Annotated in this window: 14 protein-coding genes; 4 read left to right on the forward strand and 10 right to left on the reverse strand. The window is 65.4% G+C overall.

Going from position 1 to position 24,490, the window contains the following annotated elements; translation table 11 throughout:
• Position 1: 1 nt before the first annotated feature.
• Entirely contained in the window at positions 2-1,609 is a 1,608-nt protein-coding gene (locus CAG18_RS05165; RefSeq protein ID WP_085720519.1) for a carboxyl transferase domain-containing protein, read from the reverse strand.
• Between the two features lie 19 nt (positions 1,610-1,628).
• Positions 1,629-2,792 carry an isovaleryl-CoA dehydrogenase gene (locus tag CAG18_RS05170; protein ID WP_085720520.1) on the reverse strand — a complete coding sequence of 388 codons (1,164 nt, stop codon included), beginning with the start codon at positions 2,790-2,792 and terminating at the stop codon, positions 1,629-1,631.
• A gap of 320 nt (positions 2,793-3,112) precedes the next feature.
• Here CAG18_RS05170 and CAG18_RS05180 point away from each other — a divergent pair, with 320 nt between their 5' ends.
• Positions 3,113-4,795, forward strand: a complete 1,683-nt coding sequence (locus CAG18_RS05180; protein WP_085720521.1) for an AMP-binding protein — start codon at positions 3,113-3,115, stop codon at positions 4,793-4,795.
• A gap of 139 nt (positions 4,796-4,934) precedes the next feature.
• On the opposite strand, the gene CAG18_RS27055 is transcribed toward CAG18_RS05180, so the two are convergent.
• Positions 4,935-5,096: a hypothetical protein gene (locus CAG18_RS27055; RefSeq protein ID WP_015271006.1), complete on the reverse strand. Its 162-nt coding sequence runs from the start codon at positions 5,094-5,096 to the stop codon at positions 4,935-4,937.
• A gap of 140 nt (positions 5,097-5,236) precedes the next feature.
• Here CAG18_RS27055 and CAG18_RS05185 point away from each other — a divergent pair, with 140 nt between their 5' ends.
• From CAG18_RS05185 to glgB, 3 genes are read left to right on the forward strand one after another with little or no spacing between them, the layout of a single operon-like run.
• On the forward strand, positions 5,237-7,255 hold the full coding sequence (locus CAG18_RS05185) for an alpha-1,4-glucan--maltose-1-phosphate maltosyltransferase (protein ID WP_085720522.1): 2,019 nt from the start codon (positions 5,237-5,239) through the stop codon (positions 7,253-7,255).
• A gap of 56 nt (positions 7,256-7,311) precedes the next feature.
• Positions 7,312-10,629, forward strand: coding sequence for a maltose alpha-D-glucosyltransferase (gene treS, locus CAG18_RS05190; RefSeq protein WP_085720523.1), 3,318 nt, complete (start codon positions 7,312-7,314; stop codon positions 10,627-10,629).
• Positions 10,630-12,840 (forward strand): 1,4-alpha-glucan branching protein GlgB, encoded by a 2,211-nt coding sequence (glgB, locus tag CAG18_RS05195; protein ID WP_015271003.1) that lies wholly within the window; start codon positions 10,630-10,632, stop codon positions 12,838-12,840.
• 117 nt (positions 12,841-12,957) lie between these two features.
• On the opposite strand, the gene CAG18_RS05200 is transcribed toward glgB, so the two are convergent.
• The 7 genes from CAG18_RS05200 to treZ form a co-directional block, all read right to left on the reverse strand.
• Positions 12,958-14,034 carry an autotransporter outer membrane beta-barrel domain-containing protein gene (locus tag CAG18_RS05200; RefSeq protein WP_054573009.1) on the reverse strand — a complete coding sequence of 359 codons (1,077 nt, stop codon included), beginning with the start codon at positions 14,032-14,034 and terminating at the stop codon, positions 12,958-12,960.
• A gap of 300 nt (positions 14,035-14,334) precedes the next feature.
• Positions 14,335-15,144: an endonuclease/exonuclease/phosphatase family protein gene (locus CAG18_RS05205; RefSeq protein WP_085720524.1), complete on the reverse strand. Its 810-nt coding sequence runs from the start codon at positions 15,142-15,144 to the stop codon at positions 14,335-14,337.
• 183 nt (positions 15,145-15,327) lie between these two features.
• Positions 15,328-17,481, reverse strand: a complete 2,154-nt coding sequence (glgX, locus tag CAG18_RS05210; RefSeq protein WP_085720525.1) for a glycogen debranching protein GlgX — start codon at positions 17,479-17,481, stop codon at positions 15,328-15,330.
• 153 nt (positions 17,482-17,634) lie between these two features.
• Positions 17,635-17,883 (reverse strand): DUF2934 domain-containing protein, encoded by a 249-nt coding sequence (locus tag CAG18_RS05215; RefSeq protein WP_085720526.1) that lies wholly within the window; start codon positions 17,881-17,883, stop codon positions 17,635-17,637.
• Between the two features lie 14 nt (positions 17,884-17,897).
• Positions 17,898-20,672 carry a malto-oligosyltrehalose synthase gene (locus CAG18_RS05220; RefSeq protein ID WP_085720527.1) on the reverse strand — a complete coding sequence of 925 codons (2,775 nt, stop codon included), beginning with the start codon at positions 20,670-20,672 and terminating at the stop codon, positions 17,898-17,900.
• Positions 20,669-22,738 (reverse strand): 4-alpha-glucanotransferase, encoded by a 2,070-nt coding sequence (gene malQ, locus CAG18_RS05225; RefSeq protein ID WP_085720528.1) that lies wholly within the window; start codon positions 22,736-22,738, stop codon positions 20,669-20,671. The genes CAG18_RS05220 and malQ overlap by 4 nt, the downstream gene beginning before the upstream one ends.
• Positions 22,735-24,477 carry a malto-oligosyltrehalose trehalohydrolase gene (gene treZ / locus CAG18_RS05230; RefSeq protein WP_085720529.1) on the reverse strand — a complete coding sequence of 581 codons (1,743 nt, stop codon included), beginning with the start codon at positions 24,475-24,477 and terminating at the stop codon, positions 22,735-22,737. Before treZ ends, malQ begins: the two co-directional genes overlap by 4 nt.
• Between the last annotated feature and the right edge of the window lie 13 nt (positions 24,478-24,490).

Below are 24,490 nucleotides of genomic sequence, written 5' to 3' on the forward strand. Positions count from 1 at the left end.
GTCACATCCGGAAAATGCCGAAGCGGCTCTGTTCGATCGGTGCGTTCAGCGCGGCGGACAACGCCAGGCCGAGCACGTCGCGGGTCTGTGCCGGGTCGATGACACCGTCGTCCCACAGGCGGGCGCTGGAGTAGTAGGGGTGGCCCTGGTGCTCGTACTGGTCAAGGATCGGCTGCTTGAGCCTGGCTTCGTCTTCGGCGCTGAACGGGTGGCCACTGCGCTCGCTCTGTTCGCGCTTGACCTGGGCCAGCACGCCGGCGGCCTGTTCGGCCCCCATCACGCCGATCCGCGCATTGGGCCACATCCACAGGAAGCGCGGGTCGTAGGCACGGCCGCACATGCCGTAGTTGCCGGCGCCGAAGCTGCCGCCGATGATCACCGTGAACTTTGGCACCTGAGCGCAGGCCACGGCAGTGACCAGCTTGGCGCCGTGTTTGGCGATGCCGCCTTCTTCGTACTTCTTGCCGACCATGAAGCCGGTGATGTTCTGCAGGAACAGCAGCGGAATGCCGCGCTGGCAGGCCAGTTCGATGAAGTGCGCGCCTTTTTGCGCGGCCTCGGCGAACAGGATGCCGTTGTTGGCGAGGATCGCCACCGGGTAGCCGTGCAGGTGGGCGAAGCCGCACACCAGGGTGGTACCGAACAGCGCCTTGAACTCGTCGAACACCGAGCCATCGACCAGGCGCGCGATCACCTCGCGCACGTCGAACGGTTGCTTGGCGTCGGCCGGCACCACGCCATACAGCTCATCGGCGGCAAACAGCGGTGCCACCGGGGCCAGGCGCTGCAGCTTGCCCAGCTTGTGCCAGTTGAGGTTGGCCACGCTGCGTCGGGCCATGGCCAGGGCGTGTTCGTCGTTGTCGGCATAGTGGTCGGCCACGCCGCTGGTGCGGCAGTGCACATCGGCGCCGCCGAGGTCTTCGGCGCTCACCACTTCACCGGTGGCCGCCTTCACCAGTGGCGGGCCGGCGAGGAAGATGGTCGCCTGCTGGCGCACCATGATCGCTTCGTCGGCCATCGCGGGCACGTAGGCACCGCCGGCGGTGCACGAACCCATCACCACGGCGATCTGCGGAATGCCCAGTGCGCTCATGTTGGCCTGGTTGAAGAAGATCCGCCCGAAGTGCTCGCGGTCGGGGAACACTTCGTCCTGCCGTGGCAGGTTGGCGCCGCCGGAGTCCACCAGGTAAATGCACGGCAGGCGGTTCTGCAGGGCGATGGTCTGCGCACGCAGGTGCTTCTTCACAGTCAGCGGGTAGTAGGAACCGCCTTTGACCGTGGCGTCGTTGGCCACGATCATGCATTCCACGCCTTCGACGCGGCCGATGCCGGCGATCACGCCCGCAGCGGGCACGTCTTCGCCATACACCTCATGGGCGGCCAGCTGGCCGATTTCGAGGAACGGCGAGCCCGGGTCCAGCAGGCGGTCGATACGCTCGCGCGGCAGTAGCTTGCCACGCGAAGTGTGCCGCTCCTGGGCCTTGGGCCCGCCGCCTTGGGCCACCTGGGCGAGCAGGCCGCGCAGGGCCTGGACCTGTTCGAGCATGGCCGCGCTGTTGCCGGCGAACTCCGCCGAACGCGGGTTGATCTGGGTATGCAAGGTAGCCATGTGCGCCCGTCCCTTGTGCTCAGCGGGTTTCGTTGAACAGTTCGCGGCCGATCAGCATCCGGCGGATTTCGCTGGTGCCGGCACCGATCTCGTACAGCTTGGCGTCGCGCAGCAGGCGGCCTGCCGGGAATTCGTTGATATAGCCGTTGCCGCCGAGAATCTGGATCGCCTCCAGGGCCATTTGCGTGGCGCGCTCGGCGGTGTACAGGATCACCCCGGCGGCGTCCTTGCGGGTGGTCTCGCCACGGTCGCAGGCTTGGGCCACGGCGTACAGGTAGGCGCGGCTGGCGTTGAGCTGGGTGTACATGTCGGCGATCTTGCCCTGGATCAGCTGGAACTCGCCGATGCTCTGGCCGAACTGCTTGCGGTCGTGAATGTAGGGCACTACCAGGTCCATGCAGCTTTGCATGATGCCGGTCGGGCCGCCGGACAGCACCACGCGCTCGTAGTCCAGGCCGCTCATCAGCACGCGCACGCCACCGTTGAGCTGGCCGAGGATGTTTTCTTCCGGCACTTCGACGCTGTCGAAGAACAGCTCGCAGGTGTTGGAGCCACGCATGCCCAGCTTGTCGAACTTGTTGCTGCGGCTGAAGCCTTTCCAGTCACGCTCGACGATGAACGCGGTGATGCCGTGCGCACCCTTTTCCAGGTCGGTCTTGGCATAGATCACGTAGGTGTTGGCGTCCGGGCCGTTGGTGATCCAGGTCTTGCTGCCGTTGAGCACGTAGTGGTCGCCGCGCTTTTCCGCGCGCAGCTTCATCGATACCACGTCGGAACCGGCGTTGGGCTCGCTCATGGCCAGGGCGCCGATGTGCTCGCCGCTGATCAGCTTGGGCAGGTACTTGAGCTTCTGCTCGTGGCTGCCGTTGCGGTTGATCTGGTTGACGCAGAGGTTGGAGTGGGCACCGTAGGACAGTGCCACCGAGGCCGAGCCACGGCTGATTTCTTCCATCGAAACCACGTGGGCCAGGTAGCCCAGGCCGGCACCGCCGTATTCTTCCGGCACGGTGATGCCCAGCAGGCCCATGTCGCCGAACTTGCGCCACATGTCGGCAGGGAACAGGTTGTCGTGGTCGATTTGCGCGGCGCGCGGAGCCAGTTCGGCGGCGACGAAGGTGCGCACCTGGTCGCGGAGCATGTCGATGGTTTCGCCCAGGGCGAAGTTCAGGGTGGGGTAATGCATGCTGGGGCACCTTCTTGTTCTTGAAATTGGGTAACACCGTAGCTCAAGGGCTATCCACCGGCCCTGTGGGAGCGGGTTTACCCGCGAATGCGTCAGCAGGGCCACCGTCATTGCCTGGATGATCGCATTCGCGGGTAAACCCGCTCCCACAGGGTCGGTGGTGCGCCGACAAACCCGATGTCGTTTTCACCTTTACGTTAACGTAAACCTGCATGCACTTACTGTCAATCGACTCATCACCTTTACGTAAACGTAAATCTGCGCCAGAGTATTCCCGCTTGCTTCAGTCGTGCCCAGAACAACCACAAGAAGGGACACCCATGAGTCAACCAAGCTATTCCCGCGGTCGCCAGGACCAAGCCTTGCTGACCCAGACCATCGGCCAGGCCTTCGACGCCACCGTGGCCCGTTGTGCCGACGGCGAGGCCCTGGTGTCGCGCCATCAGGGCCTGCGCTACAGCTGGCGGCAGTTGGCCGAGCAGGTCGAGGTGCATGCTCGTGCCCTGATGGCCCTGGGCGTGAACACCGGCGATCGGGTCGGCATCTGGTCGCCCAACTGCGCCCAGTGGTGCATCCTGCAGCTGGCCAGCGCCAAGGTCGGTGCCATCCTGGTCAACATCAACCCGGCCTACCGCGTGGGCGAGCTGGAATACGTGCTGCGTCAGTCCGGTTGCCGCTGGCTGGTGTGTGCCGATGCCTTCAAGACGTCCGACTACCACGCCATGGTCCAGGAACTGGCGCCGGAGCTGGCCAGCGCCACCCCGGGTGAAATGGCCAGTGAACGCCTGCCCGACCTGCGTGGTGTGGTCAGCCTGGCCGCCAACCCGCCGGCAGGCTTCCTGCCTTGGCAAGCGCTGGCCGAGCGGGCAGGGCAGACCTCCGTCGAGGCTTACGCGAAGCGCCAGCAAAGCCTGCAGTTCGACCAGCCGGTGAACATCCAGTACACCTCCGGCACCACCGGCGCACCGAAGGGCGCCACACTCAGCCACTACAACATCCTCAACAACGGCTTCATGGTCGGCGAAAGCCTGGGCCTGACCGCACGCGACCGCATGGTGATCCCGGTACCGCTGTACCACTGCTTCGGCATGGTCATGGCCAACCTCGGCTGCATCACCCATGGCAGCACCATGATCTACCCCAACGACGCCTTCGACGCCGAGCTCACCCTGCGCGCCGTGGCCGAAGAGCGCGCCAGCATCCTCTATGGCGTGCCGACCATGTTCATCGCCATGCTCGACCACCCCGCGCGCGGGCAAATGGACCTGTCGACCCTGCGCAGCGGCATCATGGCCGGCGCTACCTGCCCGATCGAGGTGATGCGCCGGGTCATCGACCAGATGCACATGGCCGAAGTACAGATCGCCTACGGCATGACCGAAACCAGCCCGGTGTCACTGCAGACCGGCCCGGACGACGACCTGGAGCTACGCGTGACCACCGTCGGCCGCACCCAGCCGCAGCTGGAGAACAAGCTGGTGGACGCCGACGGCTGCATCGTCCCGCGCGGCGAGATCGGCGAGCTGTGCACCCGCGGCTACAGCGTGATGCTCGGCTACTGGGACAACCCCCAGGCCACGGCAGATGCCATCGACCCGGCCGGCTGGATGCATTCTGGCGACCTGGCGGTGATGGACGAGCACGGCTACGTGCGCATTGTGGGGCGCAACAAGGACATGATCATTCGCGGCGGCGAGAACATCTACCCGCGTGAACTGGAAGAGTTCTTCTACACCCACCCGGCGGTGGCCGATGCGCAGGTGATCGGCATCCCGTGCAACCGGTATGGCGAGGAGATCGTCGCCTGGATCAAGCTGCACCCGGGGCACAGTGCCACGGTCGAAGAGTTACAGGGCTGGTGCAAGGCGCGCATTGCACACTTCAAGGTGCCGCGGCATATCCGCTTTGTCGACGAGTATCCGATGACGGTGACCGGCAAGGTGCAGAAGTTCCGCATGCGGGAGATCAGTGTGGCGGAGATATCGGCTTTAACTGCTGGTTGATGTATTGATGCTGCCGGCCCTTTCGCGGGTAAACCCGCTCCTGCAGGTACAGCGCCGCGTTCGAAATCGGCGCGGTCCCTGTGGGAGCGGGTTCACCCGCGAAAGGGCCGGTCCTGCCTGCGTAGATCCTGGTCTACCCTTAAGCCTTCACCGGTGGTTCCTGGCTCGGCGGGTCGCCCACTGTCGGCGGCACGGTCGGTTTGATCGGCAGCTCGTCCGGCTCTTCCTCCGGCACGGGCGGCGGCAGGCTCGGGTCGTCGATGTTGGGATCGGGAGTCTCCGGTGGAATGGGAATGTTCATGGCCTGACCTCGCTTGGGTAATTGAAGAGGTGCTGCAGGCTTCGACCCCTCGCAGCTGCCGTTCGCTCAATTTTTTTGAACCCCACGCCTGTGCCCGGCTCTGAACCCTTACCGCCACCAGCCTGAGGGAGCAAGGTCCGATGTCACGAAACGAGCCCTTCGAAAGCGTGCCCATGGCCAACGATCACCCGGACCAGGCCATCAGCCTGTCCCAGGCGCTGCTGGCGCCGCGCATCGTGATCGAAGACACCCAACCCGTGCTCGAAGGCGGCACTTTCGCCGCCAAGGCCATCAGTGGCCAGCCGGTGGCGGTCAGCAGCAAGGTCTACAGCGACGGCCACGACCGCCTGGCCGTGATGCTCAACTGGCGCCAGGCCCACAGCCGGCGCTGGCATTGCGTGCCCATGCACTCGCCGGGCAACGACCTGTGGCTGGCCGAATTCACCCCCACTGAACTGGGCCCGCACCTGTTCAGCATCGAGGCCTGGATCGACCCGTTCGCTACCTACTGCCACGACTTGGAGAAGAAGTACCACGCCGGTGTCGAGGTCAGGTTGGAGCTGGAGGAAGGCCGATTGATGCTGGGCAAGGGCATCGAGCTGTGCAACGGTGCCCTGCGCGAGGAGCTCCAGGCGTTGCAGCAGCGCCTGCCCACGCTTAATGCCGACGACCAGGTGGCACTGTTTCTCGACCCCGCTACCGCCCGCCTGATGAGCGACGCCGAGCACCGCAGCTACCTGGCCCGCAGCCGCGAATTCCCCGTCGATGTCGACCGCCCGGCCGCGCAGTTCGCCAGCTGGTACGAGCTGTTCCCGCGTTCGGTCACCGACAGCCCCGAGCGCCACGGCACGTTCAACGATGTGCACGAGCGCCTGCCGATGATCCGCGACATGGGCTTCGACGTGCTGTACTTCCCGCCCATCCATCCGATCGGCATGCAGCACCGCAAGGGCCGCAACAACGCCCTCACGGCAGAGCCCGGCGACCCGGGCAGCCCGTATGCCATCGGCAGCGCGGAAGGCGGCCACGAGGCAATTCACCCGCAGCTGGGCAGCCGCGACGACTTCCGCCGCCTGGTGGCCGCGGCGGCCGAGCATGGCCTGGAAATCGCCCTCGACTTCGCGATCCAGTGCTCCCAGGACCACCCCTGGCTCAAGGAGCACCCCGGCTGGTTCAGCTGGCGACCGGACGGCACCATCCGCTATGCCGAGAACCCGCCGAAGAAATACCAGGACATCGTCAACGTCGATTTCTACGCGCCCGAGGCCGTGCCCTCGCTGTGGCTGGCTTTGCGTGACGTAGTGGTCGGCTGGGTCGAGGAGGGTGTCAAGACCTTCCGCGTCGACAACCCGCACACCAAACCACTGCCATTCTGGCAATGGCTGATCGCCAATGTGCGCAGCCGGCACCCGGAGGTCATCTTCCTCGCCGAAGCCTTCACCAAACCGGCGATGATGGCCCGCCTGGGCAAGGTCGGGTACGCGCAGAGCTATACCTACTTCACCTGGCGCAATCACAAACAGGAACTGCGCGAGTACTTCGAGCAGCTTAACCAGCCGCCATGGAGCCAGTGCTACCGGCCCAACTTCTTCGTCAACACGCCCGACATCAACCCGTACTTCCTGCATACCTCCGGCCGTGCCGGCTTCCTCATACGCGCTGCACTGGCCACCATGGGGTCGGGGCTGTGGGGCATGTATTCGGGCTTCGAACTGTGCGAAGGCACACCGCTGCCGGGCAAGGAGGAGTATCTGGATTCGGAGAAGTACGAAATCCGCCCACGCGATTTCAGCCAACCCGGCAACATCATTGCCGAGATCGCCCAGCTCAACCGCATCCGCCGGCAGAACCGCGCCTTGCAGACCCACCTGGGCGTGGCGTTCTTCAACTGCTGGAACGACAACATCCTGTACTTCGCCAAGCGCACGCCCGAGCGCGACAACTACATTCTGGTGGCAATCAGCCTCGACCCGCACAACGCCCAGGAGGCGCATTTCGAGCTGCCGCTGTGGGAGCTGGGGCTGGATGACAACGCCGAAACCCATGGTGAGGACTTGATGACCGGACATCGCTGGTCGTGGTACGGCAAGACCCAATGGATGCGCATCGAACCCTGGCATCTGCCTTTCGGTATCTGGCGCATCGGAAAGGCCCGCTAACGGTGGTTCGCGCTCCTACAGGGGCCAGAGCAACCAGAAATTGAAAGGAGTCGCACATGGCCAAGCGTTCCCGCCCGGCAGCCTTCATTGACGACCCGCTGTGGTACAAGGACGCCGTCATCTACCAGCTGCACATCAAGTCGTTTTTCGATTCGAACAACGACGGCATCGGCGACTTCGCCGGCCTGATCAGCAAGCTCGACTACATTGCCGAGCTGGGCGTCAATACCCTGTGGCTGCTGCCGTTCTATCCCTCGCCACGCCGCGACGACGGCTACGACATCGCCGAATACAAGGCCGTGCACCCCGACTACGGCAACCTGGCCGATGCCCGCCGCTTCATCGCCGAGGCGCACAAACGCGGCCTGCGGGTAATCACCGAGTTGGTCATCAACCACACCAGCGACCAGCACCCCTGGTTCCAGCGCGCCCGCCATGCCAAGCGCGGCAGCAAGGCACGGGACTTCTACGTGTGGTCGGATGATGACCAGAAGTACGACGGCACGCGCATCATCTTCCTCGACACCGAGAAGTCCAACTGGACCTGGGACCCGGTCGCCGGCCAGTACTTCTGGCACCGCTTCTACTCGCACCAGCCCGACCTCAACTTCGACAACCCGCAAGTGCTCAAGGCTGTGATCAAGGTGATGCGCTTCTGGCTCGACCTGGGTGTGGATGGCCTGCGCCTGGACGCCATCCCCTACCTGATCGAGCGCGACGGCACCAACAACGAGAACCTTGCCGAAACCCACGACGTGCTCAAGGCGATCCGCGCCGAAATCGACGCCAACTACCCCGACCGCATGTTGCTTGCCGAGGCCAACCAATGGCCCGAGGACACCCGCCCGTACTTCGGCGAAGGCGAGGGCGACGAATGCCACATGGCCTTCCACTTCCCGTTGATGCCGCGCATGTACATGGCCCTGGCCATGGAAGACCGTTTCCCGATCACCGACATCCTGCGCCAGACTCCGGAAATCCCCGCCAACTGCCAATGGGCGATCTTCCTGCGCAACCACGATGAGCTGACCCTGGAAATGGTTACCGACCGCGAGCGCGACTACTTGTGGAACTACTACGCCGAAGACCGCCGCGCCCGCATCAACCTGGGCATCCGCCGCCGCCTCGCGCCGCTGCTGCAGCGCGACCGCCGGCGCATCGAACTGCTCACCAGCCTGCTGCTGTCGATGCCCGGCACGCCCACCCTGTATTACGGCGACGAACTGGGCATGGGCGACAACATCTATCTGGGCGACCGCGACGGCGTTCGCACGCCCATGCAATGGTCGCCGGACCGCAACGGCGGTTTCTCCCGTGCAGACCCGCAGCGCCTGGTACTGCCGCCGATCATGGACCCACTTTACGGTTACCAGACCGTCAACGTCGAAGCCCAGGCCAACGACCCGCATTCGCTGCTGAACTGGACCCGGCGCATGCTGGCGGTGCGCAAGCAGCAGAAGGCCTTCGGCCGCGGCAGCCTGCGCACCCTCACGCCGAACAACCGGCGCATCCTCGCCTACTTGCGCGAGTACACCGACGCCGATGGCAACACTGAAGTCATCCTGTGCGTGGCCAACGTTTCCCGCGCCGCCCAGGCAGCTGAACTGGAATTGTCACAATACGCCGACAAAGTACCGGTGGAGATGCTCGGCGGCAGCGCCTTCCCGCCAATCGGGCAACTGCCGTTCCTGCTGACATTGCCACCCTACGCCTTCTACTGGTTCCTGCTGGCCAGCCACGACCGCATGCCCAGCTGGCACATCCAGGCCACCGAGGGGTTACCCGAATTGACCACACTGGTATTGCGCAAGCGCATGGAAGAACTGCTGGAGGCCCCCTCCAGCGATACCCTGCAAAGCGCCATCCTGCCGCAGTACCTGCCCAAGCGGCGCTGGTTCGCCGGCAAGGAAGGGCCGATCGACCAGGTGCGCCTGTGCTACGGCGTGCGTTTCGGCACTACCACCACGCCGGTGCTGCTCGGTGAAATCGAAGTGCTCAGCGAGGGTATGGCTACCCGCTACCAGCTGCCGTTCGGCCTGCTGCCTGAAGAGCAGATCAGTACCGCACTGCCGCAGCAGCTGGCCCTGGCGCGGGTGCGCCGTGCCCATCAGGTTGGCCTGATCACCGATGCCTTCGTCCTCGAGCCATTCATCCGCGCGGTGCTGCGTGCCTGTGAGGGCGGCATGCATCTGCCTTGTGGCAACGGCGAGGGCGAGCTGCGCTTCGAAAGCACGCAGCAGTTGGCGAGCCTGGCGTTGAACGACGAAAGCAGCGTGCGCTACCTCAGCGCCGAGCAGTCCAACAGCTCGGTGGTGATTGGCGACCAGGTGGTGCTCAAGCTGATTCGCCGGGTCAACCCGGGTGTGCACCCCGAGCTGGAAATGAGTGCCTACCTGACCGCCGCAGGCTTTGCCAACATTTCGCCGCTGCTGGCCTGGGTCAGCCGGGTGGACGAGCAGGGCGCGCCACACCTGCTGATGATCGCCCAGGGCTACCTGAGCAACCAGGGTGACGCCTGGGCCTGGACCCAGAACAACCTGGAACGGGCCATCCGCGACCAGATGGAGCCTTCCAGCCTCGACGCCGATGCGCACACCGATGCACTGGCCGAACTCACCGGCTTTGCCGCCTTGCTCGGCCAGCGCCTGGGCGAGATGCACCTGCTGCTGGCCGCACCGACCAACGACGAGGCCTTCCAGCCGCGCCCGAGCGATGCCGACGACAGCGAACGCTGGAGTGCGCAGATCAGCGCCGAACTCACCCATGCCCTCGACCTGCTGGCCCAGTACCGCGACAGCCTCGACAGCGAAAGCCAGGCGCTGGTCGACGACTTGCAGCAACAGCGCGACGGCCTGGCCCAGCACATCGCCAACCTGACCCGCCAGGCCCAGGGCGGCCTGTTGATGCGCGTGCACGGCGACCTGCACCTGGGCCAGGTGCTGGTGGTCCAGGGCGACGCCTACCTCATCGATTTCGAAGGTGAACCGGCCCGGCCGCTGCAAGAGCGTCGGGCAAAACACAGCCCGTACAAGGATGTCAGCGGCGTGCTGCGATCCTTCGACTATGCTGCTGCCATGATCTTGCGCAGCGCGTCTGCGGTCGACCTTTCCGACCCGGCGCGCCAAGCCCGGCAACGGGTTGCCAAGCAGTACCTGCACCAGTCGCGGCATGCCTTTGTCGAAGCCTATGGCCTGGCCACCGCGGCCATGCCTCACGCCTGGCAACAGGCCGAGGGCGAGCGTGCTGCACTGGAGCTGTTCTGCCTGGAAAAAGCCGCCTACGAAATCACATACGAAGCCGAGAACCGTCCGAGCTGGCTGGCCGTGCCTTTGCATGGCCTGCATGGACTGATCAGTACCTGGGGAGAGTCATAGATGAATGCAACCACGCGTGAAAACGGCGGCCTTCGGCAACGGGACCTCGACGCCCTGGCCCGCGCCGAGCACGCCGATCCATTTGCGGTACTCGGCCCCCATGGCGACGGCGCCGGCGGGCAGGTAGTCCGCGCCTTCCTGCCCAACGCCCTGAATGTGCGCATCCTGGCCCGGCATGACGGGCGCATCCTCGCCGAAATGGAGCAGGGCAGCCTGCCAGGGTTGTTCACCGCGCACCTCGATGAGGCACACCCGTACCTGCTGCAGATCGGCTGGGCCGGTGGCGAGCAGGTCACCGAAGACCCCTACAGCTTCGGCCCGCAACTGGGCGACATGGACCTGTACCTGTTCGCCGAAGGCAACCATCGCGACCTGTCCGGGCGCTTCGGCGCCCAACCCATCCAGGTCGATGGCGTCGATGGCGTGTGTTTCTCGGTGTGGGCACCGAACGCCCGGCGGGTGTCGGTGGTGGGTGACTTCAACAACTGGGATGGCCGCCGCCACCCCATGCGCCTGCGCCACAGCGCCGGGGTGTGGGAGCTGTTCGTGCCGCGCCTGGGCGTGGGCGAAACCTACAAGTTCGAGGTGCTGGGCAAGGACGGCATACTGCCCCTGAAGGCCGACCCGCTGGCGCGCGCCACCGAACTGCCGCCGAGCACCGCATCCAAGGTGGCAGGGGCGCTCAGCCACGACTGGCAAGACCACGACTGGATGGCGCAACGCGCGCAACGCCATGCCTACAGCGCGCCGCTGTCGATCTACGAACTGCACCCGGGGTCGTGGCGCTGCGAGCTGGATGAAGCGGGCGAGGTCGGGCGCTATTACAACTGGCGCGAGCTGGCCGAGCGCCTGGTGCCGTACGTTCAGGAGCTGGGCTTCACCCACATCGAACTGCTGCCGATCATGGAGCACCCGTTCGGCGGCTCCTGGGGTTACCAGCCGTTGTCGCTGTTCGCGCCCACATCGCGCTACGGCAGCGCCGAGGACTTCGCCGCCTTCATCGACGCCTGCCATCAAGGGGGCATTGGTGTACTGCTGGACTGGGTACCGGCGCATTTCCCCACCGACGAACACGGCCTGGCGCGTTTCGACGGCACCGCCCTGTACGAATACGACAACCCCCTGGAGGGCTACCACCAGGACTGGAACACGCTGATCTACAACCTTGGCCGCAACGAAGTGCGTGGCTTCATGATGGCTTCGGCGCTGCACTGGCTGAAGCACTTCCACATCGATGGCCTGCGTGTCGATGCAGTGGCCTCGATGCTGTACCGCGACTATTCGCGCAAGGCCGGTGAATGGGTGCCCAACCGCCACGGCGGGCGCGAGAACCTGGAAGCCATCGACTTCATCCGCCACCTCAACGGCGTGGCGGCCCATGAGGCCCCGGGCGCGCTGATCATCGCCGAGGAGTCCACCGCCTGGCCCGGCGTCAGCCAGCCGACCCAGCAGGGCGGCCTGGGCTTTGCCTACAAGTGGAACATGGGCTGGATGCACGACACCTTGCATTACATTCAGAACGACCCGGTGCACCGCACTTATCATCACAACGAGATGAGCTTCGGGCTGATCTATGCCTATTCCGAGCACTTCATCCTGCCCATCTCCCACGACGAAGTGGTGCACGGCAAGCATTCGCTGATCGACAAGATGCCCGGCGACCGCTGGCAGAAGTTCGCCAACCTGCGTGCCTACCTCACCTTCATGTGGGCGCATCCGGGCAAGAAGCTGCTGTTCATGGGCTGCGAGTTCGGCCAGTGGCGCGAGTGGGACCACGATGGCGAGCTGGACTGGTACCTGCTGCAGTACCCTGAGCACCAGGGTGTACAGCGCCTGGTAGGCGACCTCAACCGCCTGTACCGCGAGGTGCCGGCGTTGCACGAGCAGGATTGCCAGCCGCAGGGGTTCCAGTGGCTGATTGGTGACGATGCGCAGAACAGCGTGTATGCCTGGCTGCGCTGGAGCAGCAGTGGTGAGCCAGTGCTGGTGGTGGCCAACTTCACGCCGGTGCCGCGCGAGGGGTATCGCATTGGCGTGCCGTTTGGCGAACGCTGGCAGGAGCTGTTGAACAGTGATGCAGAGCTGTATGCCGGGTCCAATGTCGGCAACCTGGGGGTCGTGCAAAGTGACGAGATAGCCAGCCATGGGCAGCCGCAGTCGCTGGCCCTGAACCTGCCGCCGCTTGGTGTTCTGATAATGAAACCAGCCTGATGTTTTGCCAGTACCGGCCTCTTCGCGGGTAAACCCGCTCCCACAGGTATTGCACAAGCTTCAGACCCTGTGCGGTCCTTGTGGGAGCGGGTTCACCCGCGAAAGGGCCAACCCTGCCTACCACCGCATCCGCACCCCAAGGCTGCCAATCAACCCGTTCAGATCATTGTCGTCGACGTCACTGCTGTAATCGGCACTGACAAACAGCGCCACCGTGGGTGTCACCCGCGCCACCAGCCCCAACCCCAGTTCCACCGTGGTCGAGTAGCGCGAGCTGGAGATCTTGTCGACCTGGTCCAGCTTCACCTCATCGGCATTGCTGAAGTCATACCACACGTTGGTCCGCACATAGGGTTCGATCGGCATGCCGCGTACTTCATAACGCCCGGACAGCCTGGCACCGACCCGACCGCTCCAGCTCGGCTGGCTGTCGAAGGCCTGCAAGGTCTCTTCCTGCGCCCGGCTGCCGGGGAAGAACTGCTGGTTGATCAACTGCGCCTGCGGCTCGATCACCCAGCCGCCACCCAGGCCGATGGGGATGCCGCCTTCCAGCGAGAAGGTCATCGCGTGGCCGCTGTCGTCCAGTCGCTGGCCGTTCTCGCCACGGCCATTGACGTCGATGCGCGAACCCATGGCCACGGCATCCAGGTGCCAGCCCTGTTCATGGGTCATGCTCCAGTACACCCCCAGGCTTTCACCGCTGAGGTTCACGGCGTTGCGTTGCTTGTCGCCCAACAGCTGGCGCATGCCGTTGAAGTTGGTCTGCAGGTTGTTTTGCCCCACGAAGATCCCCGCGCGGTGCACATTGCCCGCTGCAGTTTCACGCACGAACAGGTCCGGGCCGATCATCAGTTGCTGGCTGGGGGCCTCCAGTTGGTCCGGAGGCTGCGCGCCACTGCGCGCGGTGGTGGGGAAGAACTGCGCCCACTGGCTGGCGACCAGGTCCGGTGCAGGCTGCCCATGGCGTTCGCTCATCTTTTGCGAGAACGCGTTCAAGGTACCGATACTCAAGCCACTGGCGCTGACCGGGTCGAGCGTAAGCTGTGGTACTGCCGGTTGTTGCAGGAAGCCGGGCGAGGTCGGGTCGTCCTGCAGTTCATACGCGATAGTTTCCACCGGGGTTGCCAGAAGCAGCGACGTGGAAACCGCGTAGAAAATGCTTTCGAAGCGCAAGGGGCTCGAGGTGCTTTTCATGGCGGATCTCCTCTGTTTTTGTGTTACAGCCCTAGGACCTGGCCTGTTGTCACGAGCTGTACGGCAAAAACAGTGGGCGACCCAAACCAGCACGCCTGGCTTTCTGCAGCGCGCACGAAGGCGCGAGCTAGAGGCCCTGCGCGAGATCATTACTGCTTGATATGTTCAGCTAAGGAGAAGGCGCCGCTTGCGTCAAGAAAGCGTGAAGGAAGTGTTCAGGTTCCGTGGCTTTGTTCAACTTGTTGAATCACAAGATAATTCGGCTAGGTATAGCCAGGTTCGCTATTTGCCGTGCTGCGGCTATGAAGAATGATTGCTAAGCCTGACTTCGACCGACAACGGCAGGTGGTCCGACAGGTGCGACCAAGGTTTGTGCCCCAGAATTCGCGGCCCATGGCTTTCGGCGTTGCGCAGGTAGACACGGTCCAGGCGCAACAGCGGCAGCCGCGCAGGATAGGTGCGGGCCAGGTGGCCATGGTGGCGTTCGAAGGCCTCGTGCAGGTCACGCTGCAGGCCCAAGGTGCGGTTGCCGTGGGATTTCCAGTCGTTGAAGTCGCCAGCGATGATCACCGGGGCGTCGGCGGGCAAGGATTCGAGCAGCCTGCGCAGCAGTTGCAGCTGCTTCTGGCGGTGGCTTTCCAGTAACGACAGATGCACGCAGATGGCGTGCACCTGATGCTGGCCAGGCACGTCGAGGACGCAGTGCAGCAGGCCACGTCGTTCGGGGCCGGTGATCGACACGTCGAGGTTGCGATGTTCGATGATCGGGTATTTGGACAGCAGCGCGTTGCCGTGGTGGCCGTCAGGATAGACCGCGTTGCGCCCGTAGGCGAAGTCGCTCCACATGCTGTCGGCGAGGAACTCGTACTGCGAGGTCTGCGGCCAGCCGGGGTAGCGCGCGGCGTGGCGGTCGTGGCTGCCGAGCACCTCCTGGAGAAAGACGATGTCGGCCTGGGTGCTGCGCACCGCCTCGCGCAGTTCCGGCAGGATGAAGCGTCGGTTGAAGGCGGTGAAGCCCTTGTGGGTATTCACCGTCAGCACCCGCAGCCGCTTCACTGCCGGGGCCTGGTTGACACTGGCGAAACCTTTACTGCCGGCTTCGGGGTTCACGGTTACTCCTCAATGGCGGGTGCATGGGGGGCGTATGTCCCGGCCCTATCGCCGGCAAGCCGGCTCCCACAGGTCACGCACAGGCCCGTCGGCCAGCGGATTACCTGTGGGAGCTGGCTTGCCGGCGATGAGGCCAGTACAGGCAACCGATACACAATGGGACCGACGATGGTCCCCCGGGGTTCACTCCTCATCACGCTGCAACACCATCAGCAGCAACGACCGCCCCTTCACCTCGAAGGTGCTGTCGAACTGCAGATGCTGCCCCTTGCGCAGCTCTGGCCGGTCGGTATCGACCAGGCAGCTCCAGTAATCCCCCTCGGGCACGGTCGGCAACTCGAACGGTACGATGTCATGGTGGGCATTGACGATCAGCAGCACGGTGGCCTCGGCGCCTGGCCTGGCAATACCGCTGACTTGGGCACGGCCATCGATCAACATGCCCAGACAACGCCCATGCGGGTCTTCCCATTGCTCCACGCTCATCTCGTTGCCATCCGGTGCCAGCCAGGTCACATCCTTGACGCCGATCGCCTCATTGTAGTCGCCAACCAGGAAGCGCGAGCGGCGCAGTACCGGGTAGGCCAGACGCAGGCGGGTGAGGCGCTTGACGAAGGCCAGCAGCTCTTTGCCCTCCTGGTCCAGATCCCAGTTCACCCAGCCGATCTCGCTGTCCTGGCAATAGGCATTGTTGTTGCCGTGCTGGGTACGGCTGAACTCATCGCCGGCGACGATCATCGGCGTGCCCTGGGCCAGCAGCAGGGTAGCGAAGTAGTTGCGCATCTGGCGCATGCGCAGGGCATTCACGGCCGGGTCGTCGGTTGGCCCCTCGACACCGCAGTTCCATGACAGGTTGTTATCGGTGCCGTCCTGGTTGTTCTCGTCGTTGTCCTCGTTGTGCTTGTGGTTGTACGACACCAGGTCGCGCAAGGTGAAACCGTCGTGAGCGGTGACGAAATTGACCGAGGCATAGGGACGCCGGCCACGGTTGTTGAACATGTCCCCCGAGGCTGTCATGCGCGAGGCAAAGTCGGCCAGTTGGCCTTCATCGCCTTTCCAGAAGGCGCGCACGGTGTCGCGGAAGCGGTCGTTCCACTCTGCCCAGCCCGGGGCAAAGTTGCCCACCTGGTAGCCGCCCGGGCCGCAGTCCCATGGTTCGGCAATCAGCTTCACCTGGCTCAGCATCGGGTCCTGGCGGCAGGCGACGAGGAAGCCGTGGCGTTCGCTGTAGCCGTCGTGGTAGCGGCCAAGGATGGTCGCCAGGTCGAAGCGGAAGCCGTCCACGTGCATTTCGCCGGCCCAGTAGCGCAGCGAGTCGGTGACCAGCTGCAGCACGCAGGGGTGGCTCAGGTCCAGGGTGTTGCCGGTGCCGGAATCGTTGATGTAATAGCGCTTGTCGTCCGGCATCAGGCGGTAGTAGGAGGCGTTGTCGATACCGCGCATCGACAGCGTGGGGCCGCGCTCGTTGCCTTCGGCGGTGTGGTTGTAGACCACATCCAGGATCACCTCCAGCCCGGCGTCGTGCAGGTGTGCGACCATTTCCTTGAACTCGGCGATCTTGCCGCTAGCCAGGTAACGCGGGTGGGGCGCAAAGAAGGCGATGCTGTTGTAGCCCCAGTAGTTGTTCAGGCCCTTGTCCAGCAGGTGCTGGTCGTTGACGAAGGCGTGAATCGGCAGCAACTCGATGCTGGAAACGCCCAGCTCCTTGATGTGCTTGAGCAACTCGTCATTGGCCAGGCCGGCGAAGGTGCCGCGCAGTTTTTCCGGCACCGCCGGGTGGCGCATGCTGATGCCACGGGTGTGGGCCTCATAAATGATCGTACGCTCCCAGGGGATCTGCACGCGCTGGTCGCGGCCCCAGGTGAATGCAGGGTCGATCACCTTGCACTTGGGCACGAAGGGCGCGCTGTCGCGCTCGTCGAACGACAGGTCACCGTCGGGGTGGCCGATGGTGTAGCCGAACAGTGCTTCGGACCATTGCAGGCTGCCGACCAGTTGCTTGGCATACGGGTCGATCAGCAGTTTATTGGGGTTGAAGCGGTGGCCGTTCTCCGGCTCGTAGGGGCCGTGCACGCGGTAGCCGTAGACCAGCCCTGGGTGAGCGTCAGGCAGGTAGCCGTGGTAGATCTCGTCGGTGTATTCGGGGAGCTCGATGCGTTCGATTTCGTGCTCGCCGGTGGAGTCGAACAGGCACAGCTCGACCTTGGTGGCATTGGCCGAGAACAGGGCAAAGTTGACCCCAAGGCCATCCCAGGTGGCGCCGAGGGGGAAAGGCAGGCCTTCGCGGATACGCGACGGGGCGACCGAGCGGGTTTTCTTCGGGGTGCGGGGGCTCATGGCGGTCCTCTGTTGCCGTGGTGGGGGAGGGAGCTGCGTAGGCCTGTACCGGCCTCTTCGCGGGTGAACCCGCTCCCACAGGTACACCGTCATCCTCAGGCCTGGCGCTATCCCTGTAGGAGCGGGGTCACCCGCTAAGAGGCCAGTACAGGCTCAACCGGCAGCCGGCTTTTTCACCGCCCGGGTTTTCTTCACTGCCACGGCCTTCTCGACCGGTTCAGCCGCTACCTTGGGCTTGGCCGGGGCCCGTTTGCGCGGCGCCACCTTGGGTGCCAGTGCCTCGGCTTCGGCCAGCTTGCGAGCCATGTCCCAATGGCGGTCTTCCTGGCCGACGGGCTTACCCTCGGACTCCCAGATCTGGTAGGCAAATTCGCGGATACGTTTTTCATCAACACTCATCATGACGCTCCTGATGTTCAAGATTGTTGTATCAGCAGGTTGACCGGAAACTCCGCCAGCACGGCGCTCAACATCAGCTCCCTGCAAGAGCTGACCGCAGCACTGGGGAAAAGTCCCGTCGAGTTGGCAGGCGACAAGGCAAACGGCAGGTTTACCCGGGTGTCGTCCCAGTTCTGTGCCGGGATCAGGGGTATCGGTGCACCTGCAAGCAAGGTACTGGCCAGGCGTGGCGCGATGATGACGGCCCGTTCGCCCTCGCCAAGGCGAGCGAACGCGATCACCTTGTCGGCATGCCGACCCTGCACGGTCAGGGGCAGGTAGGCGCCACGTCGGAACAGCTCGGCATGGGCCTGGCGGCAGTCCAGCACCCGGGCGATCAGCGCCTGCTTGAGGCGGCCATCGCGCCAGTGTTCCAGCAGCTCGGCAACCGGCGTTGCATCGTCTAGGGTGCGACGCCGGCACGCGTAGTCCACGGCGCGCCGGTTATCCGGGTCGACCAGGCTGAAATCCCAGTATTCGTTGCCCTGGTACAGGTCCGGTACGCCCGGCGTGGTCATGCGCAGCAGGGCCTGGACCAGGCCGTTGAGGGCACCGGGGCAGGCCAGCAGGTGCGCGGCGTCGGCCAGCGACTTGCGCAGCTGTTGGTTCTCGCCGTCCAGCAGCAGGCCATCGATGTAGCGGGCACAGGCGCTTTCGTAGGCTTCGTTCGGCGCGCTCCAGCTGCTGCGCAGCTTGGCCTCGCGCAGGGCTTTCTGCTGCCACTGGCGAATGCGTTCGGCGTACTGGCCAAGGGCGTTGACATCGTGCAGGTCGAGGTCCAGCGGCCAGCTGCCCAGCAAGGTCTGCAACAGCATCAGCTCGTCGCCGGGGCTGGGCGCCGGGCCGTCATCCAGTTGCGTGCGCAATGGCGTGGCCAGTTCGCGCCAGTGTTCCATGCGGCTGGCCAGCCACGGGCCGCGCTCGCTGAGCACGGCCAGGCGCGCACGGGTGTCTTCGCCGCGCTTGTGGTCATGGGTGGCGCTTGCCAGCAGGTTGTCGGGGAAGTCGCGCAGGCGCCGCTGGGCCTCGTTGTGGAAGTGCTCGAGCGGGGCGCTGAAACGCTCGGCGTCGAAGCCCACATCGTTGCGCGACAGCAGCCGCGCGCTGCGGTAGAAGGCGGTGTCTTCCACGGCCTTGGCGGCGCTGGGCGCGGTCAGTTGCTGGAAGCGCACGCAGGCGTGGCGCAGCTGCTTGCGCGCCCGGCCTGCTGGCAGGCGGCGCCAGGCTTGCCCGCCCAGCCATTGTTGCAAGTGCTCGAGCAGTGGCCAGTCGGCTTCGCCGAGGTCGAGGCGGGCGTTGGCCAGGGCCTGCTGGAAAAACCCTTCGTCTTCTGCCGGGCGCCCGCAGGCATTGAAGTAGGTGCGATACACCGGGTAATGCGCCACCAGTGCCTGCAAGGCACGGCGAATCGCGCCCAGGGTCAGGTCGCGGGTCATCAGGTCGTTGCGCGCCACCTGCAACAGTGCCTGGGCCACCGACTCGCAGTCGCCGGCCAGGCTGGCATTGAGTACCAGGTGGCGGGCCTGACGCACTTCTTCGGGGAAGTCGGGGCGTTCGCTCACATTGGCCCACAGCTCGGTCAGCGCTGCTTCGCCTGCCGGGTCGTGCTGCAACAGCGAGACCTGGTTCATGAACTCATAGCCGGTAGTGCCATCGGTAAGCCAGTCGCGGTGCAGGTGCTCGTTGGCGCCGAGGATCTTCTCCACGTAGATCGGGAAATGCTCCAGGGCGGCATTCAACGGCCGCCGTGCCAGCAGGCCATCGACCCGTCGGCGCAGCTTGCGGCAGTAACCGCGCGGGTCGGCCAGGCCGTCGATATGGTCGATGCGCAGGCCGTCCACCAGGCCGCGCTCGATCAGTTCGAACAGCTTGGCGTGGGTGGCCTCGAACACCACCGCGCGTTCCACCCGCAGGCCGCCCAGCTCGTTGATGTCGAAGAAGCGCCGCCAGTTGATGTCGTCGGCGGCGGTACGCCAGCTGGCCAGGCGGTAGGTCTGGCGTTCCAGCAGCAGGTGCAGGCGCTTGAAGCCATTCTCGCTGCGGCTGTCGAACGCCACCAGAGCCGATTCGAGGTCAGCGCCTTCGCCCGCCAGGCGCGCCAGTTCAGCTTGCAGGGGCAGGGCGTCGGCCAGCGGCGTGGCCGATGCGTTCAACGCGGTGAAGCGTTCGGCCAGGGCCTTGAGCGCCGGCTCCGGGCTGAGCGCGAGAATCCAGCCATAGTCGACCGGGCAGATCGGGAAGCGGTGTTGGTAATGGGCGACCTGCAGCAGCCCATGGTGCTTGTCGAACTCGAGCGGTATCTCGCCATTTTTCAGCGCCACGCCATAGTCGCTGGCGAGGAACGGCAACAGCAACTGGCCGGCCAGCAATGGGTCGCTGGAGTGCCACTGGATGTCGAAGAACTCTGCATACGGGCTGCGCCGACCCCAGGCCAGCAGGCTCTGCCACCAGGGGTTGTCGGCACCGCCCACGGCCATGTGGTTGGACACCGTGTCGAGGATCAGCCCCATGCCGTGCTGACGCAGGGCGGCGACCAGCCGTTGCAGCGCCGCTTCGCCGCCCAGCTCGGGGTTGACGCAGGTCGGGTCGACCACGTCGTAGCCATGGCGCGAGCCGGCGCGGGCCTTGAGGATGGGCGAGGCATACAGGTGGCTGATGCCCAACTGGGCGAAGTACGGCACCAACGGCACGGCGTGATCGAGGGTGAAGTCACTGTGAAACTGCAGGCGCAGGGTCGCGGTCAGCGCTTTCATCGGTCACGCTCCCAAGCCTGTTCGCGGGCCTGGGCCAGCAGTTCCAGGCGCCGCGCAGCGTCTTCGTCGTCGAGCAGTTCACGTACCGGCCGGGCAAAGCGTCGGCGCCAGTTAGGGTGGCCGGCGGTGGTGCCCGGCAGGTTGGGTTGCTCGTCGCAACCCAGCAGGTCTTCCAGCGGCACCAGCACCAGCGGTGCGCGGGTGTGGCCAACGTAACGGATGGCAGCGTCGATCAGCGCGTCGTTGTTCGGCAGCGTGCCGTAGTTGGCCTCCAGGGTGCGGCGCAAACCATCGTGCTCCTTCTGCCGCTCGTGGCGCCAGTGCAGTTCGGTGGCAGCATCGATCAGTTGCAGGCGGTGGCTCCAGTCGATGTCGCGGTTTTCCAGCCAGCCGGCCAGCGGCGCCAGGTCATGGGTGCCGGTGGTGGCCAGGGCGTTATCCGGCCAGTCGAGAATCGGCTTGAAATGGCCGGGCTGGGTCTGCTCGAAGGGCAGCACGCGCATGCCCAGCACGGCCTTGGCCGCCAGTTGCTCGCGCAGGCCGTCCGGCACGGTGCCCAGGTCTTCGCCGAGGATGATTGCCTGGTGGCGCACCGACTCCAGGGCCAGCAGGCGTAACAGATCTTCCAGCGGGTAGTTGAGGTAGGCGCCTTCGCTGGGCTTGGCCCCCTGCGGGATCAGCCACAGCCGGCGCAGGCCCATGACATGGTCGATGCGCAGGCCGCCGGCGTGGGCGAGGTTGGCCCGGAGCATTTCGATGAAAGCGCGGTAGCCGTTGCGCTTGAGCCCTTCAGGCGAGAAGGCGCAGATGCCCCAGTCCTGGCCGGCACGGTTGAGGATGTCAGGCGGTGCACCCACCTTCAGGCCTGCCAGCAGCTCGTCCTGGCGGCTCCAGGCCTGGCTGCCGGCACCGTCGGCGCCCACCGCCAGGTCAGCGATCAGGCCGACCGCCATGCCGTTGCCGCGCGCTGCTTCCTGGGCGCGTTGCAGGCCCCGTTCGGTCAGCCATTGGCAGAAGGCATGGAACTCGACCTTGGCCGGGTAGGCGTTGGCGAAGGCCTCCACTTCCGGGTGGTATGGGTCGTGCCAGGCCTTGGGCCAGTGGCGCCAGTCGGCGCCCAGGCCATGCTCCACGGCTTGCGCCTGCAGCACTTCGAAGCGGCAATGGTGCTCCAGCGCCTGGCCACCGGCTTTGCGGAAGCTGTCGAAGTCCTTGCGTAGCGGGTGGTCGCCCTGGCTGAAGCCCTGGTACAGGGCTTCGAGCAGGCGCTGTCGGGCGCTGGCGGCACGCGGCCAGTCTACCAGCGGGCCTTGCTCAAGGTCTTCGAGCTGTTGCTCCAGGCCGCAGGCTTCGATGGCCACGCGCACCTCCCGCTCGCCCAGCAGCGCGGCTGGGCTGGCGTACAGGGTATTGAGCAGCAGGCGGCTGGAGGGCGAGTAGGGGCTGTAGTGCGTCTGGTCGATGGCCAACAGGGCGTGGATCGGGCTGATGGCCAAGGCATCGGCGCCGCGTTCGGCAGCCGCGCGGGCCAGTTGTTCCAAGGCCAGGCAGTCGCCATAGCCGCCATCGCCGGGGCGGCGCAAGCTGTACAGCTGCACCGCCAGGCCCCAGCAGCGCGGTGGCGGCTGTTGCACCCGGTCTTCAAGGCTGTGGCAGCGCAGCGGGGCCACGGCCACGGTGAAGCGGCGGCTGTCGATTTCCACCTGGTGGTAGCCGATGGGTAGCGCGCCGGGCAGGCGGGCCTGGTCGTCAAGGCTGAGGGTGAGGGCGCTGTGGTCCTCCAGGGTGCAGTGCGCGACGCTGGCGGCGCTGAAGTAGCGCGCCAGTGCCAATGGCTGGCCTAGGTCGGCGGTCAGCAGCGGCGGCAGGTGCTCACTGTCTTCGGCAGCGTCCACGGCGCGCAGGCTGGCGGCGATGGCGGCGTCATCGTTGGCAGGGTGGCCAAGGCCTTCAAGTATGTTGCGCAGTACCTCGTCGCTGACACGCTGGGGCCGGGCATTGGCGTCGATCCAGTCGCGGCTCAGCCCGACGCGGCTCGCCAGACGGTGCAGGGCGGTTTCGCTCATGGGCGCTCCTGGGCAGGGGGAAGCAGGCTGACCACGCAGCTGTATGCGGCCAGATGGGTATCGGGGTGCCGGGTGTCGCTGCTGTCGAACAGGCGGTTGGCCGGCGTGGGCAATTCGACCACCTGCGGGGTGGCGGCCAGGTTCAGGTCGATGCGCAGGGTGGTGCCATTGCCCAGGCACCAGCGTGCGGTCAGGGCCTTGTCGCCGTGTACTTCGGCACCCAGCGCGCGGCTGCCGGGCAGGTGCGGGATCACATGGCGGCGGCGCAGTTCGAGCAGGTGCTGGTACAGGCCGTGCCAGCCGGCGATCACTTCTCCGGCTTGCGGGCGGGAGGCCTCGAAGGTCTGTTCGGCGTTGGGGTCGGGGATGCGTTGGCGCTGCTCGGGGTCGGCGAAGGCGGCGAAATGGGCGAACTCGCCGCGCCGGCCTTCGCGCACGGCGTCGGCCAGCTGGTCATGGAAGTCGGTGAAGAACAGGAACGGCCGGCAGCTGCCATCGTCGTCGCCCATGAACAGCAGCGGAATCATCGGCGCCAGCAGCAACAGCCCGGTGGCCGCCCGCAGCGCCTGCGGTGGGCACAGACGGGTCAGGCGCTCGCCCAGGGCGCGGTTGCCGACCTGGTCATGGTTCTGCAGGAACAGCACGAAAGCGCTGGGTGGCAGGTGCGCGCTGGGCTCGCCGCGGGGCGTGCCATGGCGGTTGGCCTGGCCCTGGAACACGAAACCTTCGGCAAGGCAGCGGGCCAGCTGGTCGATGGGGCGCTGCTGGTAGTCGGCGTAGTAGCCTTCGGTTTCGCCGGTCAGCAGCACATGCAGGGCATTGTGGCCGTCGTCGTTCCACTGGGCATCGAAGCCTTGCTCCAGCAGGAAGGCCTGGTTGTGTTCGTTCTCCAGTACCAGCCATACGTGGCGGCCTGGTTCCACCGCAGCGCGTACCCTTTGCGCCAGCTCGACCAGAAAGTCGGGCTGGTCGATGGCGTGCACGGCATCCAGGCGCAGGCCGTCAAAGCGGTAGTCGCACAGCCACATCAGGGCGTTCTGGATGAAGAACTCGCGCACCTGCGGGCGACGGAAGTCGATGGCTGCGCCCCAGGGGGTCTGCCGGTCTTCGCGGAAGAACGGGCTGGCGTACTGGTGCAGGTAATTGCCGTCAGGGCCGAAGTGGTTGTACACCACATCGACCAGCACCATCAGCCCGTGGCCATGTGCCTGGTCGACCAGCGCACACAGCTGCTCGGGACTGCCATAGGTGTTTTGCGGCGCATAGGGCAACACGCCGTCGTAACCCCAGTTGCGCTCGCCGGGGAACTGCCCCAGCGGCATCAGTTCGACGGCACTGATGCCCAGTTCGGCCAGGCGCGGCAGTTGCCGGGCGACCCCGGCGTAGCCGTCGAGCAGGCCGACATGCAGCTCCTGTATGACCGCCTCGTGCCAGGGCCGGCCTTGCCAGGGGTGTCGCCAGGCATAGCTGGCCACATTCACCACCTGACTCGGCCCCTGCACGCCATCGGGCTGATAGCGCGAGGCCGGGTCGGCCACCTTCAGTGCACCGTCGATACGGTAGTGGTAACGGTCACCGGCCTGGCACGGGGCCACGCCGGTGAACCAGCCATCATCGTCGGGCAACAGCTCGATGGCCGGCTGCTGCTCCAGTTCCACGCTCACGCTGCGCGCATCCGGGGCCCAGAGGGCGAAGCGCGCCGACGTGGCGTCCAGCAGGTGTGCGCCATGCCTGTGCATCTTCAACTCCCCG

Origin of the sequence: Pseudomonas sp. B22(2017) (assembly GCF_002113105.1) — a bacterium.
Taxonomy (GTDB): domain Bacteria; phylum Pseudomonadota; class Gammaproteobacteria; order Pseudomonadales; family Pseudomonadaceae; genus Aquipseudomonas; species Aquipseudomonas asiatica.

What these genes read in the sequence shown, in the direction of transcription:
- CAG18_RS05165 (WP_085720519.1), bottom strand. Translation starts at nt 1,609, where the DNA reads ATGGCTACCTTGCATACCCAGATCAACCCGCGTTCGGCGGAGTTCGCC.
- CAG18_RS05170 (WP_085720520.1), bottom strand. Translation starts at nt 2,792, where the DNA reads ATGCATTACCCCACCCTGAACTTCGCCCTGGGCGAAACCATCGACATG.
- CAG18_RS05180 (WP_085720521.1), top strand. Translation starts at nt 3,113, where the DNA reads ATGAGTCAACCAAGCTATTCCCGCGGTCGCCAGGACCAAGCCTTGCTG.
- CAG18_RS27055 (WP_015271006.1), bottom strand. Translation starts at nt 5,096, where the DNA reads ATGAACATTCCCATTCCACCGGAGACTCCCGATCCCAACATCGACGAC.
- CAG18_RS05185 (WP_085720522.1), top strand. Translation starts at nt 5,237, where the DNA reads ATGTCACGAAACGAGCCCTTCGAAAGCGTGCCCATGGCCAACGATCAC.
- treS (WP_085720523.1), top strand. Translation starts at nt 7,312, where the DNA reads ATGGCCAAGCGTTCCCGCCCGGCAGCCTTCATTGACGACCCGCTGTGG.
- glgB (WP_015271003.1), top strand. Translation starts at nt 10,630, where the DNA reads ATGAATGCAACCACGCGTGAAAACGGCGGCCTTCGGCAACGGGACCTC.
- CAG18_RS05200 (WP_054573009.1), bottom strand. Translation starts at nt 14,034, where the DNA reads ATGAAAAGCACCTCGAGCCCCTTGCGCTTCGAAAGCATTTTCTACGCG.
- glgX (WP_085720525.1), bottom strand. Translation starts at nt 17,481, where the DNA reads ATGAGCCCCCGCACCCCGAAGAAAACCCGCTCGGTCGCCCCGTCGCGT.
- CAG18_RS05215 (WP_085720526.1), bottom strand. Translation starts at nt 17,883, where the DNA reads ATGATGAGTGTTGATGAAAAACGTATCCGCGAATTTGCCTACCAGATC.
- CAG18_RS05220 (WP_085720527.1), bottom strand. Translation starts at nt 20,672, where the DNA reads ATGAAAGCGCTGACCGCGACCCTGCGCCTGCAGTTTCACAGTGACTTC.
- malQ (WP_085720528.1), bottom strand. Translation starts at nt 22,738, where the DNA reads ATGAGCGAAACCGCCCTGCACCGTCTGGCGAGCCGCGTCGGGCTGAGC.
- treZ (WP_085720529.1), bottom strand. Translation starts at nt 24,477, where the DNA reads ATGCACAGGCATGGCGCACACCTGCTGGACGCCACGTCGGCGCGCTTC.